Origin of the sequence: Cronobacter sp. JZ38 (genome assembly GCF_008932145.1) — a bacterium.
Lineage (GTDB): Bacteria > Pseudomonadota > Gammaproteobacteria > Enterobacterales > Enterobacteriaceae > Cronobacter > Cronobacter muytjensii.
On record NZ_CP017662.1, the window covers coordinates 2,667,326 to 2,694,203 of the forward strand.

General features: G+C 62.0%; 23 protein-coding genes. 6 read left to right on the forward strand and 17 right to left on the reverse strand.

The genetic code is table 11. From position 1 onward, the window contains the following. Positions 1-50: 50 nt before the first annotated feature. The 15 genes from fdhF (BJP61_RS12755) to hycA all read right to left on the reverse strand — a co-directional run bounded on the left by fdhF (BJP61_RS12755) (position 51) and on the right by hycA (position 17,437). Complete coding sequence (fdhF, locus tag BJP61_RS12755; RefSeq protein WP_171998487.1) at positions 51-2,198, reverse strand: formate dehydrogenase subunit alpha; 2,148 nt, start codon at positions 2,196-2,198, stop codon at positions 51-53. 168 nt (positions 2,199-2,366) lie between these two features. Further along, the gene (locus tag BJP61_RS12760) at positions 2,367-3,389 is read right to left on the reverse strand and encodes a HoxN/HupN/NixA family nickel/cobalt transporter (RefSeq protein ID WP_038863231.1); all 1,023 of its coding nucleotides are present in this window, start codon (positions 3,387-3,389) and stop codon (positions 2,367-2,369) included. Further along, the gene (gene hypF, locus BJP61_RS12765; RefSeq protein ID WP_255485534.1) at positions 3,383-5,623 is read right to left on the reverse strand and encodes a carbamoyltransferase HypF; all 2,241 of its coding nucleotides are present in this window, start codon (positions 5,621-5,623) and stop codon (positions 3,383-3,385) included. Before hypF ends, BJP61_RS12760 begins: the two co-directional genes overlap by 7 nt. Before the next feature lie 48 nt (positions 5,624-5,671). Next, positions 5,672-7,822 carry a formate dehydrogenase subunit alpha gene (fdhF, locus tag BJP61_RS12770; RefSeq protein WP_171998489.1) on the reverse strand — a complete coding sequence of 717 codons (2,151 nt, stop codon included), beginning with the start codon at positions 7,820-7,822 and terminating at the stop codon, positions 5,672-5,674. Positions 7,823-7,856: 34 nt separating this feature from the next. After that, complete coding sequence (gene hydN, locus BJP61_RS12775; RefSeq protein WP_038863236.1) at positions 7,857-8,402, reverse strand: electron transport protein HydN; 546 nt, start codon at positions 8,400-8,402, stop codon at positions 7,857-7,859. 203 nt (positions 8,403-8,605) lie between these two features. Beyond that, complete coding sequence (glgS, locus tag BJP61_RS12780) at positions 8,606-8,827, reverse strand: cell surface composition regulator GlgS (protein WP_075192128.1); 222 nt, start codon at positions 8,825-8,827, stop codon at positions 8,606-8,608. A gap of 677 nt (positions 8,828-9,504) precedes the next feature. Next, positions 9,505-9,978 (reverse strand): hydrogenase maturation peptidase HycI, encoded by a 474-nt coding sequence (gene hycI, locus BJP61_RS12785; protein ID WP_171998490.1) that lies wholly within the window; start codon positions 9,976-9,978, stop codon positions 9,505-9,507. Continuing rightward, positions 9,971-10,378, reverse strand: a complete 408-nt coding sequence (locus tag BJP61_RS12790; RefSeq protein ID WP_038863262.1) for a formate hydrogenlyase maturation HycH family protein — start codon at positions 10,376-10,378, stop codon at positions 9,971-9,973. The genes hycI and BJP61_RS12790 overlap by 8 nt, the downstream gene beginning before the upstream one ends. Next, positions 10,375-11,142: an NADH-quinone oxidoreductase subunit B family protein gene (locus BJP61_RS12795; RefSeq protein WP_171998491.1), complete on the reverse strand. Its 768-nt coding sequence runs from the start codon at positions 11,140-11,142 to the stop codon at positions 10,375-10,377. The genes BJP61_RS12790 and BJP61_RS12795 overlap by 4 nt, the downstream gene beginning before the upstream one ends. After that, entirely contained in the window at positions 11,139-11,681 is a 543-nt protein-coding gene (locus tag BJP61_RS12800) for a formate hydrogenlyase complex iron-sulfur subunit (protein ID WP_038863270.1), read from the reverse strand. Before BJP61_RS12800 ends, BJP61_RS12795 begins: the two co-directional genes overlap by 4 nt. A gap of 125 nt (positions 11,682-11,806) precedes the next feature. Beyond that, positions 11,807-13,516, reverse strand: coding sequence for a hydrogenase large subunit (locus BJP61_RS12805; RefSeq protein WP_171999327.1), 1,710 nt, complete (start codon positions 13,514-13,516; stop codon positions 11,807-11,809). A 15-nt stretch (positions 13,517-13,531) separates the two neighbouring features. Continuing rightward, positions 13,532-14,458, reverse strand: coding sequence for a respiratory chain complex I subunit 1 family protein (locus tag BJP61_RS12810; protein WP_161581619.1), 927 nt, complete (start codon positions 14,456-14,458; stop codon positions 13,532-13,534). Between the two features lies 1 nt (position 14,459). Further along, complete coding sequence (gene hycC, locus BJP61_RS12815) at positions 14,460-16,286, reverse strand: formate hydrogenlyase subunit 3 (protein ID WP_171998492.1); 1,827 nt, start codon at positions 16,284-16,286, stop codon at positions 14,460-14,462. Beyond that, positions 16,283-16,891, reverse strand: a complete 609-nt coding sequence (locus BJP61_RS12820; RefSeq protein ID WP_171998493.1) for a 4Fe-4S dicluster domain-containing protein — start codon at positions 16,889-16,891, stop codon at positions 16,283-16,285. The genes hycC and BJP61_RS12820 overlap by 4 nt, the downstream gene beginning before the upstream one ends. An 81-nt stretch (positions 16,892-16,972) precedes the next feature. Further along, entirely contained in the window at positions 16,973-17,437 is a 465-nt protein-coding gene (gene hycA / locus BJP61_RS12825) for a formate hydrogenlyase regulator HycA (RefSeq protein WP_171998494.1), read from the reverse strand. A 219-nt stretch (positions 17,438-17,656) separates the two neighbouring features. Between hycA and hypA the strand changes: the two genes are divergently transcribed. The 6 genes from hypA to flhA all read left to right on the forward strand — a co-directional run bounded on the left by hypA (position 17,657) and on the right by flhA (position 23,449). Continuing rightward, complete coding sequence (gene hypA, locus BJP61_RS12830) at positions 17,657-18,007, forward strand: hydrogenase maturation nickel metallochaperone HypA (protein ID WP_171998495.1); 351 nt, start codon at positions 17,657-17,659, stop codon at positions 18,005-18,007. Between the two features lie 3 nt (positions 18,008-18,010). Continuing rightward, positions 18,011-18,883, forward strand: a complete 873-nt coding sequence (gene hypB / locus BJP61_RS12835) for a hydrogenase nickel incorporation protein HypB (RefSeq protein ID WP_038863282.1) — start codon at positions 18,011-18,013, stop codon at positions 18,881-18,883. Further along, a complete protein-coding gene (locus tag BJP61_RS12840; RefSeq protein ID WP_171998496.1) occupies positions 18,874-19,152 on the forward strand; it encodes a HypC/HybG/HupF family hydrogenase formation chaperone in 279 nt (92 codons plus the stop codon). Before hypB ends, BJP61_RS12840 begins: the two co-directional genes overlap by 10 nt. Beyond that, positions 19,152-20,273, forward strand: a complete 1,122-nt coding sequence (gene hypD / locus BJP61_RS12845) for a hydrogenase formation protein HypD (protein WP_161578833.1) — start codon at positions 19,152-19,154, stop codon at positions 20,271-20,273. The genes BJP61_RS12840 and hypD overlap by 1 nt, the downstream gene beginning before the upstream one ends. Beyond that, the gene (hypE, locus tag BJP61_RS12850) at positions 20,270-21,280 is read left to right on the forward strand and encodes a hydrogenase expression/formation protein HypE (protein ID WP_171998497.1); all 1,011 of its coding nucleotides are present in this window, start codon (positions 20,270-20,272) and stop codon (positions 21,278-21,280) included. Before hypD ends, hypE begins: the two co-directional genes overlap by 4 nt. Positions 21,281-21,373: 93 nt before the next feature. Next, positions 21,374-23,449 (forward strand): formate hydrogenlyase transcriptional activator FlhA, encoded by a 2,076-nt coding sequence (gene flhA / locus BJP61_RS12855; protein ID WP_161581614.1) that lies wholly within the window; start codon positions 21,374-21,376, stop codon positions 23,447-23,449. Positions 23,450-23,529: 80 nt separating this feature from the next. Here the strand turns inward: flhA and BJP61_RS12860 are convergent, their stop codons facing one another. Continuing rightward, a complete protein-coding gene (locus BJP61_RS12860; RefSeq protein ID WP_171998498.1) occupies positions 23,530-24,891 on the reverse strand; it encodes an APC family permease in 1,362 nt (453 codons plus the stop codon). A 389-nt stretch (positions 24,892-25,280) separates the two neighbouring features. Beyond that, positions 25,281-26,699 carry a glutamine synthetase family protein gene (locus BJP61_RS12865; protein ID WP_038863290.1) on the reverse strand — a complete coding sequence of 473 codons (1,419 nt, stop codon included), beginning with the start codon at positions 26,697-26,699 and terminating at the stop codon, positions 25,281-25,283. Positions 26,700-26,878: the final 179 nt, after the last annotated feature.

Below are 26,878 nucleotides of genomic sequence, written 5' to 3' on the forward strand. Positions count from 1 at the left end.
AAAAATCCCCCTTGCGGGGGATTGATGGCGCGGATGGATTTACGGCACGGTTACCCCTTTGCGGATTCCCGCAGCCGGGCTTTCAGCGCGTTGTACTCATCAATCACATACTGCTCGGCGGCCCGCTGATCGCGAATCGGCTCGACGCGCACGGCGCAGTATTTGTACTCCGGCGTTTTGGTGATGGGGCTTAAATTTTCCGCCACCAGCTCGTTACACGCGCCGATCCACCACTGGTACGTCATATAAACCGCGCCCGGGTTCGGCCTGTCGCTGACCTGCGCGCGGGTGATGACTTTCCCCTTGCGTGACACCACCCACACCAGCGCCTCGTCGTCAATCCCGAGCCGCTTCGCGTCAGCGGTGTTGATCTGCGCGTAGCCTGGTTCGTCGGCAAGGGCGGCGAGCGCCGCGCAGTTGCCGGTCATCGAGCGGCACGAGTAATGCCCGACTTCACGCACGGTGGAGAGCACCAGCGGATAGTCGTCATTCACCCGATCCAGCGGCGGCGCCCAGTCGCAGGTAAAGAACTGCCCAAGCCCGTTCGGCGTGGAAAATTCGCTTTCAAACAGATAATCGGTGCCCTGATCGGCCTGCGATTCATCACGACACGGCCACTGGATGTAGCCGAGCTCACCCATTTTTTCATAGGTAGCCCCGTAAAAATCCGGGCACAGCGCGCGCAGCTCATCCCAGATCTGTTGCGTGTTGTCGTAATGCATCGGGTAGCCCATGCGGGTGGCGATGTCGCTGATGATTTGCCAGTCGGTTTTCAGATCCCACTTCGGCTCCACCGCTTTGAAGAAGCGCTGGAAGCCGCGGTCTGCCGCCGTATACACCCCTTCATGTTCGCCCCACGAGGTGGACGGTAAAATCACATCCGCCGCCGCCGCGGTTTTGGTCATGAAGATATCCTGCACGATAACCAGCTCCAGGCTCGCAAACGCCTGACGCACCGCCGACAGCTCGGCATCGGTCTGCAGCGGATCTTCGCCCATAATGTAGGCGGCGCGCACCTCGCCATGCGCCACGCGGTGCGGCAGCTCGCTGATGCGATAGCCGGTATGCGCGGGCAGCGACTCAACGCCCCAGGCGCGGGCGAATTTTTCGCGGTGCGCGGGGTTGTTCACATACTGATAGCCCGGGTAGGTGTCCGGCAGCGCGCCCATATCGCACGCGCCCTGCACGTTGTTCTGCCCGCGTACCGGGTTGACGCCCGCGCTCGGTTTGCCGAGGTTGCCGGTCAGCAACGCCAGGCTCGTGAGCGAACGCACGGTCTCCACCCCCTGGTAAAACTGGGTGACCCCCATGCCCCAGAGGATCGCCGCGCTTTTCGCCTGCGCGTAGAGCCGCGCCGCCTGGCGGATCTCCGCCGCGCTGACGCCAGTTATCGCCTCCACCGACTCCGGCGTATAGCCTTCGACTATCTTGCGGTACTCCTTGAAGCCTTCGGTACGGGCGCTGACAAAAGCGTGGTCCCAGAGATCTTCCTCGATAATGACGTGGCCCATCGCGTTCAGAAGCGCGATGTTAGAGCCGTTTTTCAGCGCCAGATGCATATCCGCAATGCGCGCGGTTTCGATTTTACGCGGATCGCAGACGATAATTTTCGCGCCGTTTTTCTTCGCTTTAATGATCCGATTGGCGACGATCGGATGTGAATCCGCCGGGTTATACCCGAAGACAAAGACTAAATCGGTATTTTCAATGCCCGTGATGGAATTGCTCATGGCGCCATTACCGACCGACTGGTGCAGACCTGCAACCGAGGGGCCGTGTCAGACGCGCGCGCAGCAATCGACGTTATTGGTGCCGATAACCGCGCGGGCAAATTTTTGCATCACGTAGTTGGTTTCATTGCCGGTGCCGCGTGACGAGCCTGTCGTCATGATCGCGTCCGGGCCATAGCTCGCTTTTATCGCGCCAAGGCGCTGCGCCACATAATCGAGCGCCTCGTCCCACGAGACCGCCTCCAGCCTGCCGCCCCGTTCGCGACGGATCATCGGCGTTTTCAGGCGCGGCGTGAGGATCTGGGTATCATTAATAAAATCCCAGCCGTAATAGCCTTTCAGGCATAAGTCCCCCTGATTGGTTTTGCCCATTGCCGCTTCCGCCTTAACGACTTTGCCGTTATCGACGACCAGGTTGATTTTGCAACCCGACGCGCAATAGGGGCATACCGTGACGACTTTTTTCATCGGTGTTGCTCCCGGTTGAACTGCGTAAATAGTGGCGCTAATAATGCAGAAACCGTGCCAGGAGCTAACATGCTGACAGAAAAGGGAATGTTTGGCGGGGAAGTGTGATAACGGTGTCGAGGGGAGCGCCTTTCGTCAGAAGTGTCGTGACGAAAGGCGCGGCGCGGCTTAACGCGCGGGCAGCGCGTCGTAGCCTTTGCGGCGATAGTTTAAAAGCGAAAGCCCCCAGCAGGCGATAAACAGGCCAACCACGATAAACCCGGCGTTGCCAAGATTATCGTTAACCCCGGCGACCAGATCCCAGATGCCGCCGGCGAGGCCCAGTTTATCCATCAGCAGCCCCAGCGCTTCCAGCCCGCCTATCACCAGCGCCACCACCACCGACGTGCCGGTAATGGTCATGTTGTAGTAGAGCTTACGCTGCGGCTTACTGAAGGCCCAGCCGTAAGCGCCGACCATCACCATGTTATCGAGCGTGTCGATAAGCGCCATTCCGCTGGTGAAGAGCGCCGGGAACACCAGAATCGACCAGACCGACATGCCGTTTGACGCACCCGCCGCCGAGATCCCCAGCACGCCAATTTCTGTTGCGGTATCAAACCCAAGCCCAAAGAGAAAGCCGACCAGGTACATATGCCAGCTCTTGCCCACCAGCCGGAACGTCGCGCGAAACAGCCAGCTCATCGGGCCGCCAGCGGTGAACGCGTCGGCATTCTCAGTGACCGGCTCGCCGCGTTTGAGCCTGTTGAAGCTCTGCCAGATGCCGCGCAGGATAACCAGATTCACCAGCGCCATCGCCAGCAGGAACACCGCCGACACGGTAGTGCCGATAACACCCCCCACTTCGTGAAACCAGGCCATATCGTCTTTGATCGCCGCCGCCGTGGCGGCAATGGCGACGGACGCCAGCACCACGATGCTGGAATGGCCGAGCGAAAACCACGCGCCGACGCCGAACGGGCGCTTGCCCTGCTGCATCATTTTGCGCGTGACGGTGTCGATAGCGGCGATATGGTCGGCGTCGACCGCGTGTCGCAGCCCGTAGCCCCAGGCGAGCAGGCACGCGGCCATCAGCGCGGGGCTCTTGTGGAAAGCGTAAAACGCCCAGAACCAGGCGGCCAGGTTAGCGAGGCCAAGCGCGGCCACCAGAGCCCGCGCGCGCGGGGGAAGACGAAGCAATTGAGTCAGCATGACAACATTCCTGTAAGTGATGAAAACGTCGCGGCGGCGACTGCCGCCTGGCCGAACGCCACCGCGCCATCGCCTGCGGGCAACGACCGCGGCAGCAGCAGCCGGAAATCGTGAAGGTAAAACGCCAGCCGTTCGCGCAGCAGCCGGTTATGCAGCACCCCGCCGCCGCAGGCGATGGTGCCGATGCCGCGCGCGTGGCCGTGCAGGCGCGCCAGCGCCGCCAGCCCGCAGGCGAGCGCGTCGTGAAAAGCCCAGGCGCGCGCCGCGGGCGGGGCATCACACGCCAGCAGGCTCGCCCAGAAGGCGGCCATATCAAATTCGCCCGCCTTAAGTGACAACGTCACAGAATGAGCGACCGGGCCATGACGGCGCGCCAGCGCTTCAAGACGGCAGGCCGCCTCGCCTTCGTAGCTTTGTCTGTCCGGCGCCACGCCGAGCATGGCGGCGACCGCGTCGAAAAGACGGCCTGCGGAAGACGCCCGCGGCGCATTGATGCCCCGCTCTACTGCGCGCACGAGCGGCTGCCAGGGCTTATCAAGAAGCCCTGCGGCCTCAGGACGCGTCTGCCAGTCGGGCACGAACGCCTGCCACTGCGCCAGCCAGTTACGCCACGGCTGTCGCGCCGCCAGGTCGCCGCCTGGCAGCGCCACGGCTGGCAGCCCGCCGAGCCGCTCGCAGCGACGGTAATCCACCAGCAGGCATTCGCCGCCCCACAACGCCCCCTGCTCGCCCATGCCGATGCCGTCGAGCGCCAGCGCAATCACCGGCCCGCCGTCGCGCGGCCAGCGGTGCTCCGCCAGACACGCGGCGATATGCGCGTGGTGATGCAGCACACGAAGCACCGGCAGCCCCATCGCCTCGCCGAGCGCGGTCGTGCGGTAGCCAGGATGCGCGTCCACCACGACCTGCTGCGGGTGAAAGTCATAAATCTCGCAAAACAGCGCCAGCGCCTGACGCCATTGCGCTTCGGTTTGCGTGTCGCTGAGAGTGCCCAGATGCTGGCTCAACACCGCTTCGCCGCCCCGCGCCAGGCAAAAGGTGTTTTTCAGGTCGGCCCCCAGACAGAGCGTGGCGGGCATATCGCGCCAACCCGTCGGCAGCGGGAGGGCATCCGGCACGAAACCCCGCGCCCGGCGCAGCATCTCGCCGCCAGGACGCATCACGGAATCATCCATGCGCTGCAAAATATCGCGGTTATGCAGCAAAAAGCCGTCGGCGATTTCTCCGAGCTGCGCGAGCGCCTGCGCGTTGGTGAGCGCAGGCGGCTCGCCGCTGCGGTTGCCGGAGGTCATCACCAGAGGGCGGTCGACGCCCTGTATCAGCAGGTGTTGCAGCGGGTTCGCGGGCAGCATGACGCCCGTTTCGTTAAGCCCCGGCGCGATAAGATCGCACAGCGGCGGCAGACGGGCATTATCCACCAGCACAATCGGCGCGGCGGGCGTCGCAAGCCGCGCGCGGACGTTATCCGCAAGACGGGTCTCTACCGGCAGCATGACCGCCAGCGGTTTGGCAGGACGCTGTTTGCGCGCGCGCAGGCGCGCCACCGCCTGCGGGTTTTGCGCGTCGCAGGCGAGATGAAACCCGCCAAGGCCTTTAATGGCCACTATCTGCCCGGCCTTTAGCGCGGCAATCGCGGCCTGGAGGGCGGCCTCTTTTTCAGCGTGTTGATCACCGCTTATCCAGCTAAGCTGCGGGCCGCATTCCGGGCATGCCACGGGCTGCGCGTGAAAACGTCGGTCGGCCGGGTCGCGGTATTGCGCGGCACAGCGCGCGCAGAGCGGAAAGCCCGCCATCGCCGTATTGGGCCGGTCATAGGGCATCGCGTGAATAATGGTGAAGCGCGGGCCGCAGTGGGTGCAGTTGATAAACGGATAGCGCCAGCGACTGTCCGCCGGATTGTTGAGTTCGCGCAGGCATTGCGGACAGGTCGCGGCGTCCGGGGAAATTTGCGTGCGCATCGCCCCGCCGCCGCTTTCCCGAATTGAAAACGTCTGCGGCAGCGCGGGCCAGCGAAACGGCGCGGCGCTGACGCTGTCTATCCGCGCAAGCGGTGGACAGTGCTGCCAGAGCGCGGCGATAAACGCCCCTTCGCCGCGCGTAAGGCGCACTTCCACGCCCGCGCCGTCGTTACAGACGTCGCCCGCGAGCGTTAACTGCTGCGCCAGTTGCCAGACGAAGGGGCGAAATCCTACCCCCTGCACCCGGCCCTGGATGCGTAAAATCGTACCGTTCAGGTTCATGGTCGTATCAGAAAGCGCGAGCCTGCGCCCGCGCCGGTTGAGCTATACCATCGCGGCGTCGCGCAGGCGCGTTTTCATGCGGGTATAGGTGGTCTGGACATAGGTTTCGGCGTCGCGCTGATCGGCAATCGCCTCTACATTCACCGCACAATATTTGGTTTCCGGGGTTCTGGAGACCGGGTCGAGATTGTCCTGGGTGAGTTCGTTACAGGCGCCTATCCACCACTGGTAGGTCATGTAAACCGCGCCGGGATTGATGCGCTCGTTAACATCGGCACGGCTGATGACGCGGCCACGGCGAGAGTTAACCCACACCAGCTGGCCGTCGCGCACGTTAAGCCGCGCAGCGTCCTGCGGGTGCATCTGCACGCGGCCCGGCTCGTCGGCGAGCGTCTGCAACGCCGCGCAGTTGCCGGTCATTGAACGGCAGGAGTAGTGCCCCACTTCGCGCACGGTGCAGAGCACCAGCGGATAATCGGCGTCCGGCTGTTCCGCCGGCGCGCGCCAGGGCGCGGCAAAGAGCTGGCCTTTGCCGCTCGGCGTGTCGAAACGATTGCCGGCGTAGAGGTACGGGGTGCCCGGGTGATCAAGCGTCGGACACGGCCACTGCACATGGCCCATGTCGCCCATTTTCTGATACGTCACGCCGTAGAACAGCGGGCAGAGCTCGCGCATTTCGTCCCAGATCTGCTGGTTGTTGTCGTAATGCATCGGGTAGCCCATGGCGGTGGCGATAAGGCTGATGATTTCCCAGTCGCGTTTGACGTTATATTTCGGCGCTACCGCCGCTTCAAAACGCTGGAAGCCGCGGTCAGCGCAGGTGAAAACGCCGCCGTGCTCACCCCAGGAAGTAGCGGGCAGCAGCACGTCCGCCACTTCGGCGGTTTTGGTCATAAAGATGTCCTGCACCACCACCAAATCAAGCGCCCCGAAACCCTGACGCACCAGGCCCAGGTCGGCTTCGGTCTGGAGCGGATCCTCCCCCATGATGTAATAGGCTTTGACTTTGCCCTCAAGCGCCAGGTGCGGCACCTCGGTGATGCGCACGCCGATTTTGTCGTCCATCACCGCCGGGTCGATGCCCCAGGCGCGGGCGAATTTTTCGCGCACCGCCGCATCTTCGACATCCTGATAACCGGGGAACTGATTCGGCAGCACGCCCATGTCGCACGCGCCCTGCACGTTATTCTGCCCACGTACCGGGCCGACGCCCACATGCTCGCGCCCCAGATTGCCGGTGAGCAGCGCAAGGCTTGAAAGCCCTTTCACCACGTCCACCGCCTGGCCGAACTGCGTGACGCCCATGCCCCACATAATGGTGGCGGACGGCGCGGCGGCAAATGTGCGCATCGCCTGGCGAATTTGCTGCGCGCTGACGCCGGTCAGGTGCTCGACCGCTTCCGGCGCGTAATTTTGCACGGTCTCGCGGTAGGCCTCCAGCCCCTCGGTATAGCGCGCCACGTACTCTTTGTCATACAGCCCCTCTTCCAGCAGCACATAGCCGAAAGCGTTCACCAGCGCCATGTTGCAACCGTTGTTGAGTTGCAGATGCTGATCGGCGATACGCGCGGTCTCGATTTTACGCGGGTCGCAGACGATAATTTTCGCGCCGTTTTCTTTGGCTTTCAGTACGCGGCGCGCCACGATCGGGTGCGAATCGGCGCAGTTATAACCGAAAACCAGCAGACATCTGGAGTGTTCGATATCGCCGATGGAGTTGCTCATCGCGCCGTTGCCGAGCGTCTGCTGAAGGCCTGCGACCGACGGCCCGTGGCAGACGCGGGCGCAGCAGTCAACGTTATTGGTGTTGATGACCGCGCGGGCGAATTTCTGCATTACATAGTTGGTTTCGTTGCCCGTGCCGCGCGAGGAGCCGGTGGTCATGATGGCGCGTGGGCCGTACTGCTCTTTGATGGCCGACAGACGCTCTGCGGTGTAGCGAATGGCCTCTTCCCAGGAGACGGCCTTCAACGCGCCGCCTTTTTCGTAGCGGATCATAGGCTGGGTGAGGCGCGGCGTCAGAAGCTGGGTATCATTAAGGAAATCCCAGCCGTAGTAGCCTTTCAGGCAGAGCTGGTTCTGGTTGGTGACGCCTTCGGCCGCCTCGGCGCGAATGATTTTGTTGTTATCCACGACGAGCTTGAGTTTGCAGCCCGCACCGCAGTACGGACAGACGCTGGTGATTTTTTTCATCAGTAACAGACCTGTTAAAAGTGAAATCGATGGCTTAAAAAGCCAGGGATGAGAGGCCATCGAGCGCGGCGCGGCGGCGACGCTCGGCGCTGAGCGCTTCCAGACGGTTGCGATCGATGCAGACAATGGCGTTGGTCGGGCACGCGTCGATGCAGGCCGGGCCTTCTGCGCGGTGATGGCAGAGATCGCATTTATTGGCTTCGGCTTTTTCGGCCAGCACGTTAAGCCCGGCGCCGCTGTTGCGCACCACGGGGCGCACGACGACTTCCATCGCGCCGTAAGGGCACGCGACCACGCAGGTTTTGCAGCCGATGCAGCGCTCCTGATGGACATGGACGAAATCGTCGTCGCGGCTGATAGCGCCGTTTGGGCAGACGCTCGCGCACGGCGCGTCTTCACACTGGCGGCACATGGTCGCGGTGGAGACATTCACGCCTTTAACAACATGAATGCGGGGCAGAAAGGTTTGCGGCGTGAGCGCGGCGCAGTCCTGGTTTTCCTGATGCGACACCACGCACGCCACCTCGCAGGTGCGGCATCCAATACATTTACTTGAATCAGCAATGATGAAGCGGTTCATCATGGTCTCCGGCTGTAGGTTGAACCCACAGGCCAATACACGATCCGTGCCAGGTTTTATTACATTGATTTTAATGAAGATTATTTAAGGGGCGTGTTTTATTGCGGTGTCATCGACACTTATGACGATGAAAAATGACGGAATTAAGGCAACAAAAAAGCGGGTCTGATAACCCGCTTCGTCGGTCGTACGTTTTAACGCTCTTACGCGCACAGCTCCGTTTCACTGCGGGCTGTGCTGATAATCTGTTGCAGCCCTTGCTTACGGTAGTAGTGATAGCGCTCACGAAACCAGGCGGATTGCGCCTCGCTCATATTGCCGGTGATGGCGTCGATATCGATACGGCGTCCTTCTCCGTTCATACGGGCAAAACTGCTCGCCAGAAAATCGAAGTTTTTGAACGAATAAATGTCTTGTCTGTTCATCAGTTTCTCCCTCCACTCCATCAACTGTATACGATGCTGGACAGCGCTTTTTTTATTCAGAGTATTCCTGGCACCCAGAGGCCGGTTTCGGAGATATCTGGCGGGGGGAAATACGGGCGGGGCGGCGGGTGCACGTTGTTTACCCGCTCTGGATCATCGAAGGCTCGATGCCGTTGTAGGGTGGGTAAGCGCAGCGCACCCACCACCGGGTTGCGGGCCGGGTTGTAGGGTGGGTAAGCGAATGCGCACCCACCACCGGATTAACGGGGACTATGCAACGGCGGTGACATCGTTCCGTTCGCCATCACGTCGCGTTTATATGTGCGCCTTTCTCACGCGAACGTGCAAAGGGGGCTCGCCGCCGCCCCCTTTGCAATCCCGGCTCCCGGCGGAAAATCGCCCCTGCGGGGAAGCCGCGCCTTATTCCCTCCGGCCACGGGTCGGGCAAGACAATACGTCCCTGTATTGTCATGCCCTCGCACCGCTTACTCGGCCCATCCCTGAGCCTCGCCCCTTCGGGGCCAACGCTTCGCGTTGTTCAAAAATGCTCCCGGCATTTTTGTCCCTCCGGTGCGCCCCGGCCTGCGGCGAAACAGCCCGGCCGATTTTTTTAAGCCGGAGCAAAACCATCTGACTTACCGTCCGCACATCTTTAGGACGCGCACCCGCCATCTACACTAGACGCCCTCTTCCACCGCCAGCGCCGCGAACCCGCCGTTGCCTTCCCAGTCGGCCAGACGGCCATAAACGGTATCGACCGCACTTTTCACCGCGTCGGTCATCGGGTAATAAAACCCCACGATATCAGGCTGGATGCCGAGGAAAATCACCTCGCCCACGTCGTCGCGCAGCTGATCCACCAGATAACTGAGCGGCATATTGTGGGTCGTCATCATAAACATCTCAGAAATATCGTCCGGGTCGATAATGCGAATTTCGCCAGGGCTGAGCCCCATCTCGGTCGCATCCACCAGCAACAGCCGCTGCGGGCGCCGTTCGCGGATAGCGCCGATGTCGTTCTCCGGCGCGGTGCCGCCATCCACCAGCACCCACTCACCCTGCGGCGCGGCGCGAAATTTCTCGGCGAGCAGCGGCCCTGCGCCGTCATCGCCCATCATGCTGTTGCCGACACACAATAAAACATCAGTCACGATCCCTCCTCACCATTACATACACTGCCGGTTCCTGCTGAATAGCCTGCAACAGCCCGAGCAGCTCGCGGCTCCAGCCCTGTTGCTGTTCATTCTGGCGCGCCATCGCCTCGTCAAAGGCGCGCGCCAGCAGCGTGACGTGATTCTGGTCGATAACGATTTCGCCATAACGCGGCACGCCCTGCATTTTTCGCTGCGCCTCGCCGGGCGCGAGTGTCGCTATCCATGCCTGGTAGGCCTCAAACGGGCAGACCAGCGACGCCTTCAGGCAGTCAATCACGCCCAGATGGTGGCCAATCGCCAGGCTGTAGTAGATAACCTGCTGCGCCTGCGGCGGCGTCGCATCGTTTTCATCGACGAACTTGCGCGACAGCCGGCTGAACACCACGGTTTCGCTCATCCGACACGCTCCTGCGCCACGATGGCCTCAAGCTGCGCGACGATTTCGCTCAGCCGCGGGTCGTTCTCCTGTGACAGCCATCCGGCGACGTTCTGCTCGCCCGCCGTCAGGTGACGCAAATAGTCGTCGGCTATCTGGCGGCCATAGCGATACCCCGCCAGACGGCGAGCCGCGCGGTCAACGCGCACGCGTAGCGGCTGGACCATCTCCGGGTGGAGGATCTCCGCCGCCTGGTTGTCTTTCTCATCCGGCAGGCGGGCATGGATTTTCTGCTCCAGCAGCCCGAGCGCCATCGCAAAGCCGTAGAGCGTCGCGGCTGGCGTCGGCGGGCAGCCGGGAATGTAAACATCCACCGGCACGATTTTATCGGTGCCGCCCCAGACGCAGTAGAGATCGTGAAAGATGCCGCCGCTGTTGCCGCAGGCGCCGTAAGAGATACAGATCTTCGGGTCAGGGGCCGATTCCCAGGCACGCAGCGCGGGCGAGCGCATGGCGCGCGTCACTGCGCCGGTAAACAGCAGAATGTCGGCATGGCGCGGCGACGGTACGACTTTAATGCCGAAGCGTTCCGCATCGAACAGCGGCGAGAGCGTGGCGAAAATTTCTATTTCGCAGCCGTTGCACCCGCCGCAGTCAACGCGATAGACGTACGCCGACCGTTTGATATTTTTCAAAAGCGACGTTTTCATGCGCGCGATGGATTCGTCTACCGTCACCGGAATGGGAATATTGTTGCTGTCGCGTGGGCCGAGCAGGTTCATCACACCGCCTCCTTCATTTCGCGGGTCAGATCGATAAGCGCAGAGGGCGCCAGTCCCTGCTGGCGTTTGCAGTCCGGGCAGGTTTCAAAACTGGCGCGGTGACGCTCGGCGCGCGCATCGCCGTTGTGCGCGAGCAACGCTATCGCGTAGTCCACCTCTTTTTGCACCGCGAACGGCTGCTGACAGGCGCGACAGCGGCAGAGCGCGAAGCTCGCCTGCTGGAGAAAATCCTCTTTGCGCCAGACGGCAAGTTCATATTCCGGCGTAAGGCGGATCGCCGCCGTCGGGCAGACCTCTTCGCAGCGGCCGCAAAAAATGCAGCGCCCGAGGTTGAATTGCCAGTCGAGACGGTCGTGTTCGAGGTCAGTCGCGACCGTCAAGGCGTTTGACGGACAGGCGTTAATGCATGCCGCACAGCCGATGCACTGCTGCGGATCATGCTGCGGCTTACCGCGGAAATTTTTGTCGACCGGCATCGGCTCCAGCGGATAGCGATGGGTTGCGACGCCGGTTTTTAAGGCTTTTTTGATAAAGGTAAACATGTTGACTCCTGTCGCGTGCGCGACGCTTTTACGCGGCGGGCGCGCTGGCGCTTACCCGCCCTGCATCAATATGCGAGACATCTCTCGCAGGGCGGTCAGCTCAGCGCCCCCAGTGGCGAACGGCACTATTTCAGCGGCGAGTTTTTACGTTCAATGCTGTAACGCTCAAGCTCTTTATACGGCACCACCTGGCTCTTCTTCTTGCGCACATCCACCACCGTCATGCGGTCAGTGCAGGAGTAGCACGGGTCGAGGCTGCCGATAATCAGCGGCGCGTCGGAGACCGTGTTGCCGCGCAGCATATAACGCAGCGTCGGCCAGTTGGCGTAGGTCGCGGCGCGGCAGCGCCAGCGGTAAAGCTTCTGGTTGTCGCCGGTCATGCTCCAGTGAATATCATCGCCGCGCGGCGCCTCGGAAAATCCGAGCGCAAAACGGTTCGGGATATAGGTAAACCCTTCTATCAGCAGCGGGCCGCCGGGCAGGTTATCGAGCCCGAAATCGATCATATTGAGCGCGGTGAACACCTCGTTGATGCGCACTTTAAGGCGCGAAATCACGTCACAGCCCTGCTCGATGTGCACCTCCATCGGCAACAGGCCGTAACCGACAAACGGGTGATCGGCGCGGGTATCGCGGGCATGTCCGCTGGCGCGCACCATCGGCCCGACGTTGCTGAAATCGCGGGCGATCTGCGGGTCGAGACGGCCGACGCCCGCGGTGCGCTGCTCAATATTCGGCGTGCTGAGTAAAATGCTCACCAGATCCTGCACCTCGCGGCGCATCTGCTGGGCCAGCTGACGGGTCTGGATCATGTCGTCTTTCAGCAGGTCGCGGCGTATGCCGCCAATCAGGTTCATCCCGTAGGTTTTACGCGCGCCGGTGAGGATCTCCGCCATCTTCATGGAGGTTTCACGCACCCGGAAAAACTGCATAAACCCGGAGTCGAACCCAACGAAGTGGCACGCCAGGCCGAGGTTGAGCAGATGACTGTGCAGACGCTCCACCTCCAGCAGAATGGCGCGGATCATCTGCGCGCGTTCCGGCACCTGAATGCCCATCGCGTTCTCCACCGACGTGGTGTACGCCGTGCTGTGGGCAAAGCCGCAGATGCCGCAGACGCGGTCGGAGAGAAACGTCACTTCGTTGTAGCCCATACGGGTTTCGGCGAGTTTCTCCATGCCGCGATGCACGTAAAAGAGCCGGTAGTCGGCATCGATAATATTTTCGCCATCGACAAACAGCCGGAAGTGGCCCGGCTCGTCGGAGGTGACATGGAGCGGGCCAATCGGCACCACATTGTTTTTGGCATCGCCCAGCTCGTTAATAAACTCGTAGGTCTCTTTATCGCTGGTCGGCGCCGGGCGCTGACGGTAATCCATGCTGTCTTTACGCAGGGGATAGAGCGAGTCCGGCCAGTCGTCCGGCAGCACCAGGCGGCGCTCGTCAGGCAGGCCGACCGGGATAAGCCCGTACATATCACGCACTTCGCGCTCGCCCCAGACGGCGGCAGGCACGCGCGGCGTCACGGACGGAAACTCCGGTTTACTGGCATCCACCTCCACCCGCACGGTTATCCAGCACTTCACGCCCTGCTCCATCGAGAGCACGTAGTAGACTGCGTAACTGCCGCAGAGCTTACGTTCGTCATTGCCGAACAGCACCGACAGCCAGCCGCCCTGCTGGTAGTAAAGAAACGCCACCACTTCCGGCAGGTCATTGATTTTCACCGTGACCGTAAGCTGGTCGCGGGTTTGCCAGGCTTCATCAAGCACCACGCCGGGAAACGCCTCGTGCAGCGCGCGCAGATAGTGTTGCCCTGTTTTTTCTTCAGACATCATTCAGTTCTCTTATCACGCCGCCAGCAAGGAGACGAAAGCTAAAAAGGCCAGACCGAAACCGGTCCAGGTGACGCGCGAGACGGCGTTAAAACGCAGGCGCGCCATGCTGTTTTCAAACAGCGCCATCACCAGCACGCCCACCAGCAGTTTTATTACCGCAAGCGCGAGCGCCAGCAGGCCGCCGCTCACGGTTACGATCGTCATCTGCCCCCAGGGCAGGAACACGCCGACAAACATCTGCAACACCACCAGTTGCTTCAGGCTGATGCCCCATTTCAGGAGCGCAAAGCCCGCGCCGCTGTACTCGGAGAGCGGCCCTTCCTGTAACTCCTGCTCGGCTTCGGCGAGGTCGAACGGCAGCTTGCCCATCTCGATAAACGTGGCGAAGGCGCAGGCGGCGAGCGCCAGCAGCAGCGGCAGGCTGTGCGCGACAGGCCAGTGGTAAACCGTCGCGGCGATATGGCTGATATGCGTCGAGCCCGCCACCGTCGCGGCGACCCACAGGCCGAGCAGCAGAATCGGCTCCACCAGCACGCCAAGCATCGCCTCGCGGCTCGCGCCAATCGCCGTAAACGGGCTGCCGGTATCGAGCCCGGCGATGGCGAAAAAGAAACGCGCGATGGCGAAGAGATAGACCAGCGTTATCAAATCGCCAGCCTCCGGCAGCGGCGAGCTGACCGTCACCACAGGCAGCGCGGCGGCGATGGTCAGCATGACCGCCAGCATGGCGAACGGCGTGAAGCGAAACACCCAGCCGGCGGCCGCAGGGGCCACGCTCTGGCGGCCCAGCAGCTTGAACAGGTCGTGATACTCCTGAAGCACGCCCGGCCCGCGCCGGTTATGCATCCGCGCGCGCGCCACGCGGGTGACGCCCGACAGCAGCGGCGCGCAGGTGAACAGCGCCAGCGCCTGAATGAGAGCGAAAAGAATATTTTGCATGTCAGACTCCCCGTGAAATCACGACCACCAGCAGCACGGCCAGCTCGACCAGCGCCAGACGGCGACAGAGCGCGGGCAGGCAGGCGCTCTGCCAGCCGGGCACCCAGCGCGCCGGGTTAAAGGTGTTGCGAAGCGCTATCAGCGGCGCGAACGCGGCCTTGACGGGCCGGGCGAAACCGTGGGCGGTGATGACCATCGCCTGTTCATGGTCATAGCCGCAGACCCACGCGGCACCGCGCGCGCGCGACGCCAGCCGTTCACCTTTAAAGAGCGTCATCAGCAGGAACGGCAGCAGCAGCGAGCCTACCAGCAGCAGCGTCATCACCGGTTGCGAGACGGTCGTGCCCGGAGTCACGAGCGCCAGCGGAACGGCGCGGCCCACCAGCGGCAGCAGCCACGGCGCGGCGATGCCGCCTGCAAGGCAGCAGAGCGCAAGCCCCGCCACGCACCCGCGCATCAGCCAGGGCGCGTCGACGGCGTTTTTCGCGGCAGGCGTACGCGCCGCGCCGAGGAACGTCACGCCATAGACTTTCGCCATACACATCACCGCCAGCGCGCCGGTAATGGCAAGCCCTACCGCCAGCAGCGGGCCGAGCAGACGCGCGACAAACAGCGGCTGCGCGCCGAGGTGAAAGAAAGCCTGGTAAATCACCCACTCGCCGGCAAAGCCGTTCAGCGGCGGCAGCGCGGCCATCGCCATCAGGCCCACCAGCATCGAGAGCGACACCAGCGGCATGGTTTTACCGATACCGCCAAGCTTTTCGATATCGCGAAGCCCTGTGCGATGAAACACCGCGCCCGCGCCGAGAAACAGCGTGGTTTTGAAAAGGCTGTGGTTGAAAAGATGATAAAGCCCGCCGACCAGCCCCAGCGCCACGAGCGCAGGCTCGCCAAGCGAAATCCCCGCAAGCCCCGCGCCGAGCCCCAGCAGGATAATCCCGATATTCTCAAGCGTGTGATACGCCAGCAGGCGATTGATGTTGTGCTCCATCAGCGCGTAGAGCCCGCCCATAAAAGCGGTGAGCATGCCAAGCAGCAGTACCAGCACGGCGCACCAGAGCGGCAGCGCGGCGTTCATCAGCGAGAAAATCACAATGCCGTAAAGCCCCACTTTCAGCACCACGGCGGAAAAGAGCGCGGCGGCGGGCGCGGTGGCCTGCGCATGCGCCTGTACCACGCCGCCATGCAGCGGCACGATGCCCGCGAGCAGCCCGAACCCGACAAGACCCAGCAGCCAGACGCCCGCGCCGAACGGCTGTCCGGCCGTAAGCGAGCTTAACGCCAGGATATCGAGGGTGCCGTATTGCCGCCACAGCAGCCAGCACGCCAATGTGAGCAGCAGCGTGCCGAGCCGTCCGAGGGCGAACCAGAGCTTGCCGCTCGCGCTGTCGGGGGTCAGGAATACGGCGGCGAGCGCCATGATCTCCACGATAACCACCAGCGCGCCGAGGCTCTGTACGGTAACGGCCAGCATCGCCGCGCCCAGCAGCAAATTCATCAGCGCGCCGCTGGCGCGCGTCTCGCCGTCGCGTGGCGTCACCAGCGTGAAGAGGCAGATAAAGAACCCGGGCAGGCCGAGGGTGGCAAGCCAGATAGCGTTGAACGCAGTCAGGCGCACATCAAGATTGCCGACCTGCGTGGCAAGCGGCCCGAGGCTGCTGTGAACGAGCAGCAGGCCGCCCGCCGCAGCCGCACACAGGCACCCCAGCGCGCCGCCAAGCCCGGCAAGCCGTGCGCTGAGCGGCTTATGCCAGGCCGTCAGCAGCGCGAGGAGCAGCCCGGCGCCAAAAGCCGCCAGCGCCCCCTGATAAAAGGAAATCGCGTTCATTGTTCTCCTCCGCGCGGCGACATCAGCAGCGAGAGGTCGCCGGGTTCGGCGTTAATGGTCAGTTCGCGTTTGCGGCGGCTGGCGCGGGCGATGTCATGGTTATCGACAAGCTTCAGCGCGCGGGTTGGACAGGTGCGCACGCAGGCCGGGCCTTCGTCGTCAAACTGGCAGAGATCGCATTTCACCGCCACGGCGCGCACGCCGGGCGTCCAGTCAAGAAACGCGCCGACGCGCGCAGGGGCCGGTGGCGCAGGCGGCGCCTTCGGGCTGTTGACGTTGGCCGGAATATGCAGCGGTCGGCTGCCGGAAAATTCAATGGCGCCAAACGGACAGGCGATGCCGCAGAGCTTGCAACTGACGCACAGGCTCTCGTTAAGCTGGATAGCCCCCGCCTCGCGGGTGATGGCGTTCACCGGGCAGACCTGCGCGCAGGGCGCGTCTTCACAGTGATGGCAGAGCTGCGGCGCGGAGTCTTGCTGATTACGCATAACCGTCAAACGCGGCCTGGATTGCAGACCATGCAGGCGGTGCGTCTCGGAACAGGCGGCCTCGCAGGTGTGGCAGCCGATACAGAGCGTGGAGTCGGCAATGATAAAACGGTTCACCAGCGGTTCCTCCGGTGATAGTCATTTTTGACGAAAAGTGACGATGGCGGGCAATTTCGACAGTCCCGACATGTCGTCCTGTTAATGTGACGACGCATCGCGGGCCGCCAGGATCTCGCTGATGCGCAGCGGCGCGTCATGCTGTACCGCGTCGTAAAGCGCGTCATAGAGCGCCCCGATGTTATCGAGGTAGTGCGCCAGCACCTGCTCGCGGTCGCGGATATCGACCGTGCCGTCCAGCAGGCCCTGCGCGTCAAGGTGCGCCGTGGCGAGCAGCGTCTCTTCGCGCCCGTCGCGGCGGGCTATCACATAATGAATAGTGCGAGAGTGAAAGCCTTCGGCCTGCTCCACGCGGACAGCGAAATGTTCGAACAAAAAAAAGCACAGCCCGTTCTGCGGTTCGCAGCCGAGAGAATGGTGCAGTTTCTGGCGTGACAGCGTGATCGCCTGGACCAGCGTGTTGCAGTAGGTATGCCAGTGCGCCTGTAAACAGCGGTGACGGTCGGCGATAACTTCCGCCTTCTGGCTTAATTCGGAGAGGATCATGGTTACTCGCTCATTTAACAGAGATAGCGCTGTTTAGCAGGAACCATGCCACTTTTTATCTGATTGTATTTTAAGGTTTTATTAAAAATCGTCATGCCGCCTGTTCTGTCACGACATGTCATTTCGACAGGCTCGACACCCGCCGCGACAGCCCGCCGCCCGCCTTTATCTGTACTGGCACCGTTATTGCATTGTTGAGCGCATCGTATCGGAGGCGTTATGCATGAACTCACACTCTGCCAGCGGGCAGTTGAAATTATCGAACAGCAGGCGCAGCAGCTTAACGCGCGCAAGGTGACCGGCGTGTGGCTGGAAATCGGCGCGTTCTCCTGCGTCGAGCGCGGCGCGCTGGAATTTTGTTTTGAACTGGCGTGTCGCGACACGCGCGCCGAAGGCTGCCAGCTTCATCTCAGCCAGCAGGAGGCGCAATGCTGGTGCCCCCACTGCCAGCGCGACGTTCGACTACTGACCTCGCTGGTTCGCCGCTGCCCGCATTGTCACCGCGCGGATCTGCGTATCGACGCCGATGACAGCGTGCAAATCAAGCGTCTGGAAATAGAACAGGAGTAGAAAATGTGTACGACCTGCGGTTGCCAGCACGGCAACCTTTATATAGAAGGCGACGAGCGCGACCCGCACTCGCCATTTCGCAAAGCCCCCTTCGCCGCCGCCCGACGCATTGCGGCCCCCATCACCACGGTTGACCTTACCGCGTTTACGCCCGCCGTCGCGCCGCAGGGCTGCCTGGATTATGGTCACGGCGAAGCGGGCACCCACGCGCCCGGCTTGAGCCAGCGCAAAATGGTCGAGATAGAAATCAATGTGCTGGATAAGAACAACCAGATAGCGCAGCGCAATCGCCAGCGCCTCGCCGCGCGCGGGCAACTGGCGCTGAATCTTGTCTCAAGCCCCGGCTCGGGCAAGACCACGCTGCTGACCGAAACGCTCAGACGCCTGCGGGGCGCCACCGCCTGCGCGGTGATTGAAGGCGACCAGCAGACGGTGAACGACGCCGAGCGCATTCGCGCCACCGGCACGCCAGCTATCCAGGTCAATACCGGCAAAGGGTGTCATCTCGACGCGCAGATGGTGCAGGACGCGATGGCGCGCCTGCCGCTTGAGCAGGGCGGCGTGCTGTTTATCGAAAATGTCGGCAACCTTGTCTGCCCGGCCGGATTCGATCTCGGCGAGCGCCACAAAGTGGCGGTGCTCTCAGTGACGGAGGGCGAAGACAAGCCGCTTAAATACCCGCATATGTTCGCCGCCGCCTCGCTGATGCTGCTCAATAAAGTGGATCTCCTGCCGTACCTGAATTTCGACGTCGAAAAATGCATGGCGTACGCGCGCGAGGTCAATCCGGATATCACTATCTTGCTGGTCTCCGCCACTCGCGGCGACGGCATGAGCGCCTGGCTTTCCTGGCTGGAGGAACAGCGATGTGCATAGGCATTCCGGGGCAGGTCTGCGAACTGCTTACGGACAATCTCGCCCGCGTCGAGGTGTGCGGCGTCACGCGCGAAGTGGATCTGACCCTGGTGGGCACGCATGACGACGCGGGCGCGCCGCGTCTTGGTCAGTGGGTGCTGGTGCATGTCGGCTTCGCCATGAGCCTGATTAACGAGCGCGACGCGCGCGAGACGTTAGAGGCGCTGCAAAACATGTTTGAGGTGGAGCCGGATGTCGGCGCGCTGCTGTATGGCGAGGAGAACCGCTGATGCGCTTTGTTGATGAATACCGCAACCCCGACCAGGTGCTGCGCTTAGTTGACAGGCTGCGCGAGCGCGCGGCCCTGCTCTCCACTACCGCGCAGCATCCGCTGCACATCATGGAGGTGTGCGGCGGCCATACGCACGCCATTTTTAAATTCGGCCTCGACCGCCTGCTGCCGGAGAACATCGAATTCATACACGGGCCGGGCTGTCCGGTCTGCGTGCTGCCGATGGGACGCATCGATAACGCCACCGAAATTGCCCGCCGCCCCGGCGTTATCTTCTGCACCTTCGGCGACGCGATGCGCGTACCCGGTAAAAACGGCTCGCTGTTACAGGCCAACGCGCAGGGCGCGGATGTGCGTATCGTCTACTCGCCGATGGATGCGCTACGCATCGCCGAACAGCATCCGCAGCGTGAGGTCGTGTTCTTTGGTTTAGGCTTTGAAACCACCATGCCCGCCACCGCGCTGACGTTGATGCAGGCGAAAGCGCGCGGCGTCGGGAACTTTTACTTTTTCTGCCAGCACATCACGCTGATCCCGACCCTGCAAAGCCTGCTGGAGCAGCCCGATAACCAGACCGACGCCTTTCTGGCGCCGGGGCATGTCAGCATGGTGATCGGCACCGGGCCGTACGATTTTATCGCCGGACGTTTCGCCCGCCCGCTGGTGGTCGCCGGTTTCGAGCCGCTGGATCTGCTGCAGGGCGTACTGATGCTGGTGGAGCAGCGCATCGCCGGGAAAAGCCTTGTGGAGAACCAGTACCGCCGCGTGGTGCCGGATGCGGGCAACCCGGCAGCGCAGCAGGCGATCGACGCGGTGTTTTGCGTCGAAGGCGACAGCGAATGGCGCGGCCTCGGTGTTATCCCCCACTCTGGTGTGCGGCTACGCGCGCCATACCGCGCTTTTGACGCCGAGGCGCATTTCGCGCCTGCGCCGCAGCAGGTCAATGATTCGCCGCTCGCCCGCTGCGGCGATGTGTTAACCGGGCGCTGCAAACCTGCCGGGTGCCCGCTGTTCGGCACGCGCTGCAACCCGCAAAACGCCTTCGGCGCGCTGATGGTCTCTTCTGAGGGCGCCTGCGCGGCGTGGTATCAATATCGTTCAGAGGAATGCGAAGCATGAACACGATTACCCTCGCCCACGGCAGCGGCGGACTGGCGATGCAGCAGCTGATCAACCGCTTGTTTATGCAGGCGTTCGACAACCCGTGGCTCGCCGAGCAGGAAGATCAGGCGCGTCTGCCGGTCACCGAGCTGGCCGCGAGCGGCGATCGGATCGCCTTCTCCACGGACAGTTACGTGATTGACCCGCTGTTTTTCCCCGGTGGCGATATCGGCAAGCTCGCCATCTGCGGCACCGCCAATGACGTGGCGGTCAGCGGCGCGCTGCCGCGCTGGCTCTCCTGCGGGTTTATCATAGAAGAAGGTTTGCCGATGGCGACGCTTGAGCAGGTGGCGCAGAGCATGGCGGCCACCGCGCGCGCGGCGGGCATCCAGATTGTCACCGGCGACACCAAAGTGGTGCCGCGCGGCGCGGCAGATAAAATTTTCATTAACACCGCCGGGCTGGGCGCTATCCCTGCCGGCCTGCACTGGGGCGCGCGGCAGCTTGCGCCCGGCGATGTGCTGCTGGTCTCCGGCACGCTTGGCGACCACGGCGCGACTATCCTCAACCTGCGTGAAAACCTGGGACTTGAGGGCGAGCTCGCGAGCGACTGCGCCCTGCTTTCGCCGCTCATTCAGCGCCTGCGCGACGTGCCGGGCGTGAAGGCGCTGCGCGACGCCACCCGCGGCGGCGTCAATGCCGTAGCGCATGAGTTTGCGGCAAGCGCGGGCTGCGGAATAGAACTCCAGGAGAGCGCGCTGCCGCTGAAGCCTGCCGTGCGCGGCGTCTGCGAACTGCTCGGCCTTGATGCGCTGAACTTCGCCAATGAGGGCAAACTGGTCATCGGCGTGGCGCGAGAGTCCGTAGCGACGGCGCTTTCGGCGCTGCACGCGCACCCGCTGGGGCGCGAGGCGGCGGTTATTGGCGAGGTGGTGGCGCAGAAAGGGGTGCGCCTCGCCGGGCTGTATGGCGTGAAGCGCACGCTTGATCTGCCGCACAGCGAACCTTTACCCCGGATTTGCTAAACCCTGTTCCTGCGCAAGAACCTGATAAACAGGCTGCGGATACAATATTGATTTACGTTTTCGCCCGTTGCGAAATCATTCTGGATGAGCCTAATGTCATACACACCCATGAGCGATCTCGGCCAGCAAGGGTTGTTCGATATCACTCGTACTCTGATGCGCCAGCCCGATCTGTGCGCGCTGGCGGAGGCGTTGCAATCGCTGCTTACCGCCTCAGGCATGGCGGATCGGGTCAACATTCTGCTTTATCACCCCAGGCATCAGCGCACCTGCTTTTACAGCGTCGACGGCGTCGGCAATGCAGTGACATATGAAGACGAAACGGTGCTTTCCCACGGCCCGGTGCGGCGGCTGCTGTCGCGCCCGGAGGTACTGCACTGCCGGTATGAGGAGTTCGCTGAGACCTGGCCGCAGCTCGCCGCCCTGCCGCTCTACCCGCCGTTTGGCCACTACTGCCTGGTGCCGCTCGCCGCCGAAGGGCATATTTTCGGCGGCTGCGAGTTTATCCGCGACGCGCGCGAAAGCTTCAGCGAAAAGGAGTTCTCCCGGCTACAGACGCTGACGCAGATAGTGAGCGTGGCGGCGGAGCAGATCCAGACGCGTCTTGGCAACAGCCAGGATTACGCGCTGCTGTGTCGCGAGCGCGACGACTTTCGCATCCTTGTCGCCATTACCAATGCGGTGCTCTCCAAGCTGCATCTCGACGAACTGGTGACCGAGATCTCGCACGAGATCCACCGCTATTTCAATATCGACTCGATAAGCATCGTGCTGCCGTCTGCGCGTAAGGGCAAACTGACGGTCTATTCCACGCACTACGTTGACGAAGCCGCGCCGCTGCACGATCACAGTGAGGTACAGGAGAAAGGCACGCTCTCCGCCAGAGTATTCAGCACGCGCGAAATGCTGCTGGTGAAACTGCACCAGCGCGATGAGCTCGCGCCTTACGAGCAGATGCTGTTTGAGATGTGGAACGACCAGATCCAGACCATCTGCCTGCTGCCCCTGATGTTTGGCGAGAAAATGCTCGGCGTGCTGAAGCTCGCGCAGTGCGAGGAGCACATTTTCACCGCCGCCAATTTAAAACTGCTGCGCCAGATCGCCGAGCGTATCGCCATCGCCGTGGATAACGCGCTGGCGTATCAGGAGATCCATCGCCTGAAAGAGCGTCTGGTGGATGAAAACCTGGCGCTGACCGAGCAAATCAACAACGTACCGGCGGATTTCGGTGAAATCATCGGCCGTTCGGACGCCATGATGGCCGTGATGAAACAGGTAGAGATGGTGGCGAAAAGCGACAGTACGGTGCTGATCCTCGGTGAAACCGGCACCGGGAAAGAGCTTATCGCGCGCGCTATCCATAACCTGAGCGACCGTAACGGACGGCGGATGGTGAAACTCAACTGCGCAGCGATGCCCGCAGGCCTGCTGGAGAGCGATCTGTTCGGCCACGAGCGCGGCGCCTTTACCGGCGCGAGCGCCCAGCGCATTGGTCGTTTTGAGCTTGCCGACAAGAGCAGTCTGTTTCTCGATGAAGTGGGCGATATGCCGCTGGAGCTACAGCCGAAGCTGCTGCGCGTCTTGCAGGAGCAGGAGTTCGAGCGGCTCGGCAGCAATAAAGTTATCCAGACCGACGTGCGGCTTATCGCCGCCACTAACCGTGACTTGCGCCAGATGGTGGCTGACCGCGAGTTTCGCAGCGATCTCTACTACCGCCTGAACGTATTCCCCATTCAACTGCCGCCGCTGCGCGAACGCCCGGAGGATATCCCGCTGCTGGTGAAGGCGTTCACCTTTAAAATCGCCCGTCGCCTGGGGCGCAGCATCGACAGTATTCCCGCCGAAACGCTGCACACGTTAAGCCAGATGGAGTGGCAGGGTAACGTGCGCGAGCTGGAGAACGTGATTGAGCGCGCCGTGCTGCTGACGCGCGGCAATGTGTTGCAGCTCTCGTTGCCGGAGCTGACGCTGCGCCCGGCGAAAAAACCGGCCGCACCGCCCGTTGATGTGCGCGACGGCGAAGACGAGGTGGCGCGGATTATCCGGGTATTAAAAGAAACCAACGGCGTCATCGCCGGGCCAAAAGGCGCCGCCGCGCGTCTTGGCGTGAAGCGCACCACGCTGCTTTCCCGCATGAAGCGGCTGGGGATCGATAAGGACGCGTTGTAAGCGTTTGGGGTTTTGGAGAGTGATTTTTGGCGGGTGCGCTGCGCTTACCCGCCATGCCCGCCTTATGCTACCCGCCTGGCTCACTCGCCTTTAAACATCGGCGGCGGCTGGCGGAAGCGGCGCGTAAGCCATGTCAGGTACGCGAGCCCGAGCGCCGCCCAGATGAGCCCCATCGTCAGCGAGCTTTTCTCCAGATTCAGCCAGAGTACCGCCACCGTCAGCGCGCCGACCAGCGGCAGGATCAGATAGTTCACCCGGTCCTTCCAGCCCTTGTTACGCCCTTCGCGCAGGAAGAAATGGTTCACCACCGACAGGTTCACAAACGTAAAGGCCACCAGCGCGCCGAAGTTAATCAACGCCGTCGCCGTCACGAGGTCGAACGACAGCGCGCTTAGCGCCACCACGCCCACCAGAATCACGTTCAGCGCCGGCGTGCGCCATTTCGGGTGCACATAGCCGAACACTTTTTCCGGAAAGACATTGTCGCGCCCCATCACATACAGCAGGCGCGACACGCTCGCGTGCGACGCCAGCCCCGACGCCAGCGTGTTCACAAACGTACAGCACAGGAACACCGACTGGAACAGCTTGCCGCCCACGTACAGCGCTATTTCAGGCAGCGCCGCGTCCGGCTCTTTAAAGCGTCCCATCGTCGGGAAAAAGAGCTGAATAAAGAATGAGGCGGCGATGAAAATCACGCCGCCATATAACGCGGTGAGAAAAATCGCGCGCGGAATGGTTTTCCCGGCGTCCGGCGTCTCTTCAGAGAGCGTCGTTACGGCGTCAAAGCCGAGGAACGAGAAACAGACGATGGTCGCGCCGGTAATAATCGGCAGCAGCTGCGCATTTTCGCTGATAAAGGGCTGTACCGACCAGACGGTGCCCGCCCCTTCGCCCCGATGCAGTCCGTGGATCACCAGAAAGATAAACACCGCGATGATAGCCACCTGTACCGTCACAAACAGGGTATTGAAGTTCGCCACCAGGTTGACGCTTTTAAGGTTGGCGATGGTCATGATCCCGACATAGAGCACTACCCAGATCCACTGGGGCACATCCGGGAACATCGCGGAGAGATAGAGCTTCGCCAGCAGAACATTGATCATCGGCAGGAACAGATAATCGAGAAGCGACGACCAGCCCACCAGAAAACCGACGTGGGGGTTAATCGCCTGCTGGGCGTAAGTGTAGGCGGAGCCCGCCGTCGGGAAGCGCTTCACCAGCTTGCCGTAGCTGATGGCGGTAAAGAGTACGCCTGCGAGCGCCAGCAAATAGGAGGCCGGGACGTGGCCGTTGCTGATGCCGGAGACAATGCCGAAGGTGTCGAACACGGTCATCGGGGTCAGATAGGCGAGGCCCATCATCACCACCTGCCAGAGTTTAAGCGATTTGCGCAGCTGCGGACGCGCCGCGGCCACATTGAGATCGACGTTAATCGCCATCGCGCGTTCCCCCTTTCGTCTCTGTGAGGCATTGCGAAACAGAGGCCGGAGGGGGTCGTCGTAGCGCGCGCTGAGTCAGCGGGTTAACACACACTGCTGGCGCTGGCCCGTAATGGCTGCGGCTCAGGCGGACGCCCGCGCGCAGCGGACAGACATAAAGTGGCACCATCTCATTATCCTCGTAACGTATCCTGAACGTCGTCTGTAAACCGCTGTCGCGCCCTTTCCTTCGCGCGACACCGGAAAGCCGGCGCGACAGGCCCGGCGAGCTTTCGCCGCAGCCTTCTGTGGCGCGGCGCGGTGCGTGCTGAACCGCTGCGGGTATCAACTACCTGTAGCCTGGATAACGCCCGCCTGCCATAAAAGCGGGGAAGGTTTCCGTCTGGCCGTCAGGCGTTTTTCAGCATCCACTCAATTTCCGTTTCGGTGATGAGCCGTTCGAACTGGATAAGCTCGTCGTTTTTACAGGCGTGAAACACCTCGCAAAAACGCGTGCCCAGCCGCTCGCGCATCGCCGGATGAACCTGGAATTCGTACAGGGCATCGCTCTGACGGATAGGAAACGGCGTTCCTTCCTGCTCCAGACCGTTGCCTTCCACAGCCTCGGGCAGCGGCAAGTCGTTTTCCAGGCCGTGCACTATACCTGCAAGCACCGCAGACATCACGAGATAAGGGTTCGCATCGGCACCCGCCACGCGATATTCCACGCGGTGGCTGTCGCGATCGCCGCAGGGAATGCGCAGCGCCACGGTGCGGTTGTTGTGGCCCCATGAGGCCTGGGTCGGCACATACATGCCTGGCTGGAAACGGCGGTAGGAGTTGACGTTCGGCGCCAGTAACGCCATGGAGGCGGGCAGCATATCGATCATCCCGGCGAGCGCCTGCTTCAGCAGCGCGGAGTCGTCGCCGTCGGGCAGCGCCAGCACGTTCTGGCCGTTGTCATCGACGATGCTGATATGAATATGCATGCCGCTGCCGGCGTGTTCTTCATAGGGTTTGGCCATAAAGGTGGCCTGCATGCCATGCTTTTCAGCCACCAGGCGCACCAGCCGCTTGAGCGCCAGCGCGTGATCGCAGGCCTGTAACACATTGTCGGTATGGTGGAGGTTGATTTCAAACTGGCCCGGCGAGGCTTCCGCCACGGCGCCGTCGGCCGGGATTCTCTGCATCCGCGCCAGCTCGTCGATATCGCTTAATACGTCGGCGAAGCGGTCGAGATTGTCCACCGAGTAGACCTGGCTTTGGGTGTTGCGATCCTGCGTGCCGGGCGCGCACGGCGGCTGGAGATAGCCTTCCGCGTCGCGCTGGCGGTCAATGAGATAGAACTCCAGCTCTACCGCTACCACCGGGTGCAGACCGCGCTGGCGCAGCTGCTGCCAGAGCCGGTTAAGCACATTGCGCGGCTCAACGTCAAAGGGAGTACCATCTTCATCCTGCATGGTCAGCAGGAGCTGCCCGAGATATTCCGGGTCAGTCGCCGACGGCACAAGGCTGCCCGCCACGGGTACGCAACGGCGGTCCGGCTCGCCGAGATCCTGTCCCAGCCCCGCCTCTTCCACCACATTACCCAGGATATCCATCGCAAAAACCGAGGCCGGGAAGTAACAGCCCTTCTCGACTTTCAGCAGACCTGCCACCGGGATGCGTTTGCCGCGAAAAGCGCCGTTAAGATCGGTGAGCATCACGTCGACATACTCCGTCAACGGGTAACGCTCCAGGTAGGCATTAACTTCGCGGGCAAACGCACTGGTTCGCCTCTCTTCACTGTGATGCACAAAATTCTCTACTTCCACGATATTGGTTTCCATGATTCACCGCCGTTGTTGCAGATGCCGGTCTGCGCAGTCAGACCGTTCGATATAATTTCCACTTTTAGAATCTAGATGCAACAGAAATGTTTTTCAAATGTTAAATGTGGTTTGAATTTTGGTTACAGCGCTGCTAGATTGAGAAAATATTGAACAGCAAGGCGGTACAAAGGCGTAAT

Excerpts from the sequence above, each read along its gene's own strand:
- BJP61_RS12800 (WP_038863270.1), bottom strand. The coding sequence starts at position 11,681 with ATGTTTACCTTTATCAAAAAAGCCTTAAAAACCGGCGTCGCAACCCAT.
- glgS (WP_075192128.1), bottom strand. The coding sequence starts at position 8,827 with ATGAACAGACAAGACATTTATTCGTTCAAAAACTTCGATTTTCTGGCG.
- flhA (WP_161581614.1), top strand. The coding sequence starts at position 21,374 with ATGTCATACACACCCATGAGCGATCTCGGCCAGCAAGGGTTGTTCGAT.
- hypA (WP_171998495.1), top strand. The coding sequence starts at position 17,657 with ATGCATGAACTCACACTCTGCCAGCGGGCAGTTGAAATTATCGAACAG.
- BJP61_RS12790 (WP_038863262.1), bottom strand. The coding sequence starts at position 10,378 with ATGAGCGAAACCGTGGTGTTCAGCCGGCTGTCGCGCAAGTTCGTCGAT.
- BJP61_RS12805 (WP_171999327.1), bottom strand. The coding sequence starts at position 13,516 with ATGTCTGAAGAAAAAACAGGGCAACACTATCTGCGCGCGCTGCACGAG.
- hypD (WP_161578833.1), top strand. The coding sequence starts at position 19,152 with ATGCGCTTTGTTGATGAATACCGCAACCCCGACCAGGTGCTGCGCTTA.
- BJP61_RS12865 (WP_038863290.1), bottom strand. The coding sequence starts at position 26,699 with ATGGAAACCAATATCGTGGAAGTAGAGAATTTTGTGCATCACAGTGAA.
- fdhF (WP_171998489.1), bottom strand. The coding sequence starts at position 7,822 with ATGAAAAAAATCACCAGCGTCTGTCCGTACTGCGGTGCGGGCTGCAAA.
- hycC (WP_171998492.1), bottom strand. The coding sequence starts at position 16,286 with ATGAACGCGATTTCCTTTTATCAGGGGGCGCTGGCGGCTTTTGGCGCC.
- BJP61_RS12810 (WP_161581619.1), bottom strand. The coding sequence starts at position 14,458 with ATGCAAAATATTCTTTTCGCTCTCATTCAGGCGCTGGCGCTGTTCACC.
- hypB (WP_038863282.1), top strand. The coding sequence starts at position 18,011 with ATGTGTACGACCTGCGGTTGCCAGCACGGCAACCTTTATATAGAAGGC.
- hydN (WP_038863236.1), bottom strand. The coding sequence starts at position 8,402 with ATGAACCGCTTCATCATTGCTGATTCAAGTAAATGTATTGGATGCCGC.
- hycA (WP_171998494.1), bottom strand. The coding sequence starts at position 17,437 with ATGATCCTCTCCGAATTAAGCCAGAAGGCGGAAGTTATCGCCGACCGT.
- hypE (WP_171998497.1), top strand. The coding sequence starts at position 20,270 with ATGAACACGATTACCCTCGCCCACGGCAGCGGCGGACTGGCGATGCAG.
- BJP61_RS12840 (WP_171998496.1), top strand. The coding sequence starts at position 18,874 with ATGTGCATAGGCATTCCGGGGCAGGTCTGCGAACTGCTTACGGACAAT.
- BJP61_RS12860 (WP_171998498.1), bottom strand. The coding sequence starts at position 24,891 with ATGGCGATTAACGTCGATCTCAATGTGGCCGCGGCGCGTCCGCAGCTG.
- BJP61_RS12760 (WP_038863231.1), bottom strand. The coding sequence starts at position 3,389 with ATGCTGACTCAATTGCTTCGTCTTCCCCCGCGCGCGCGGGCTCTGGTG.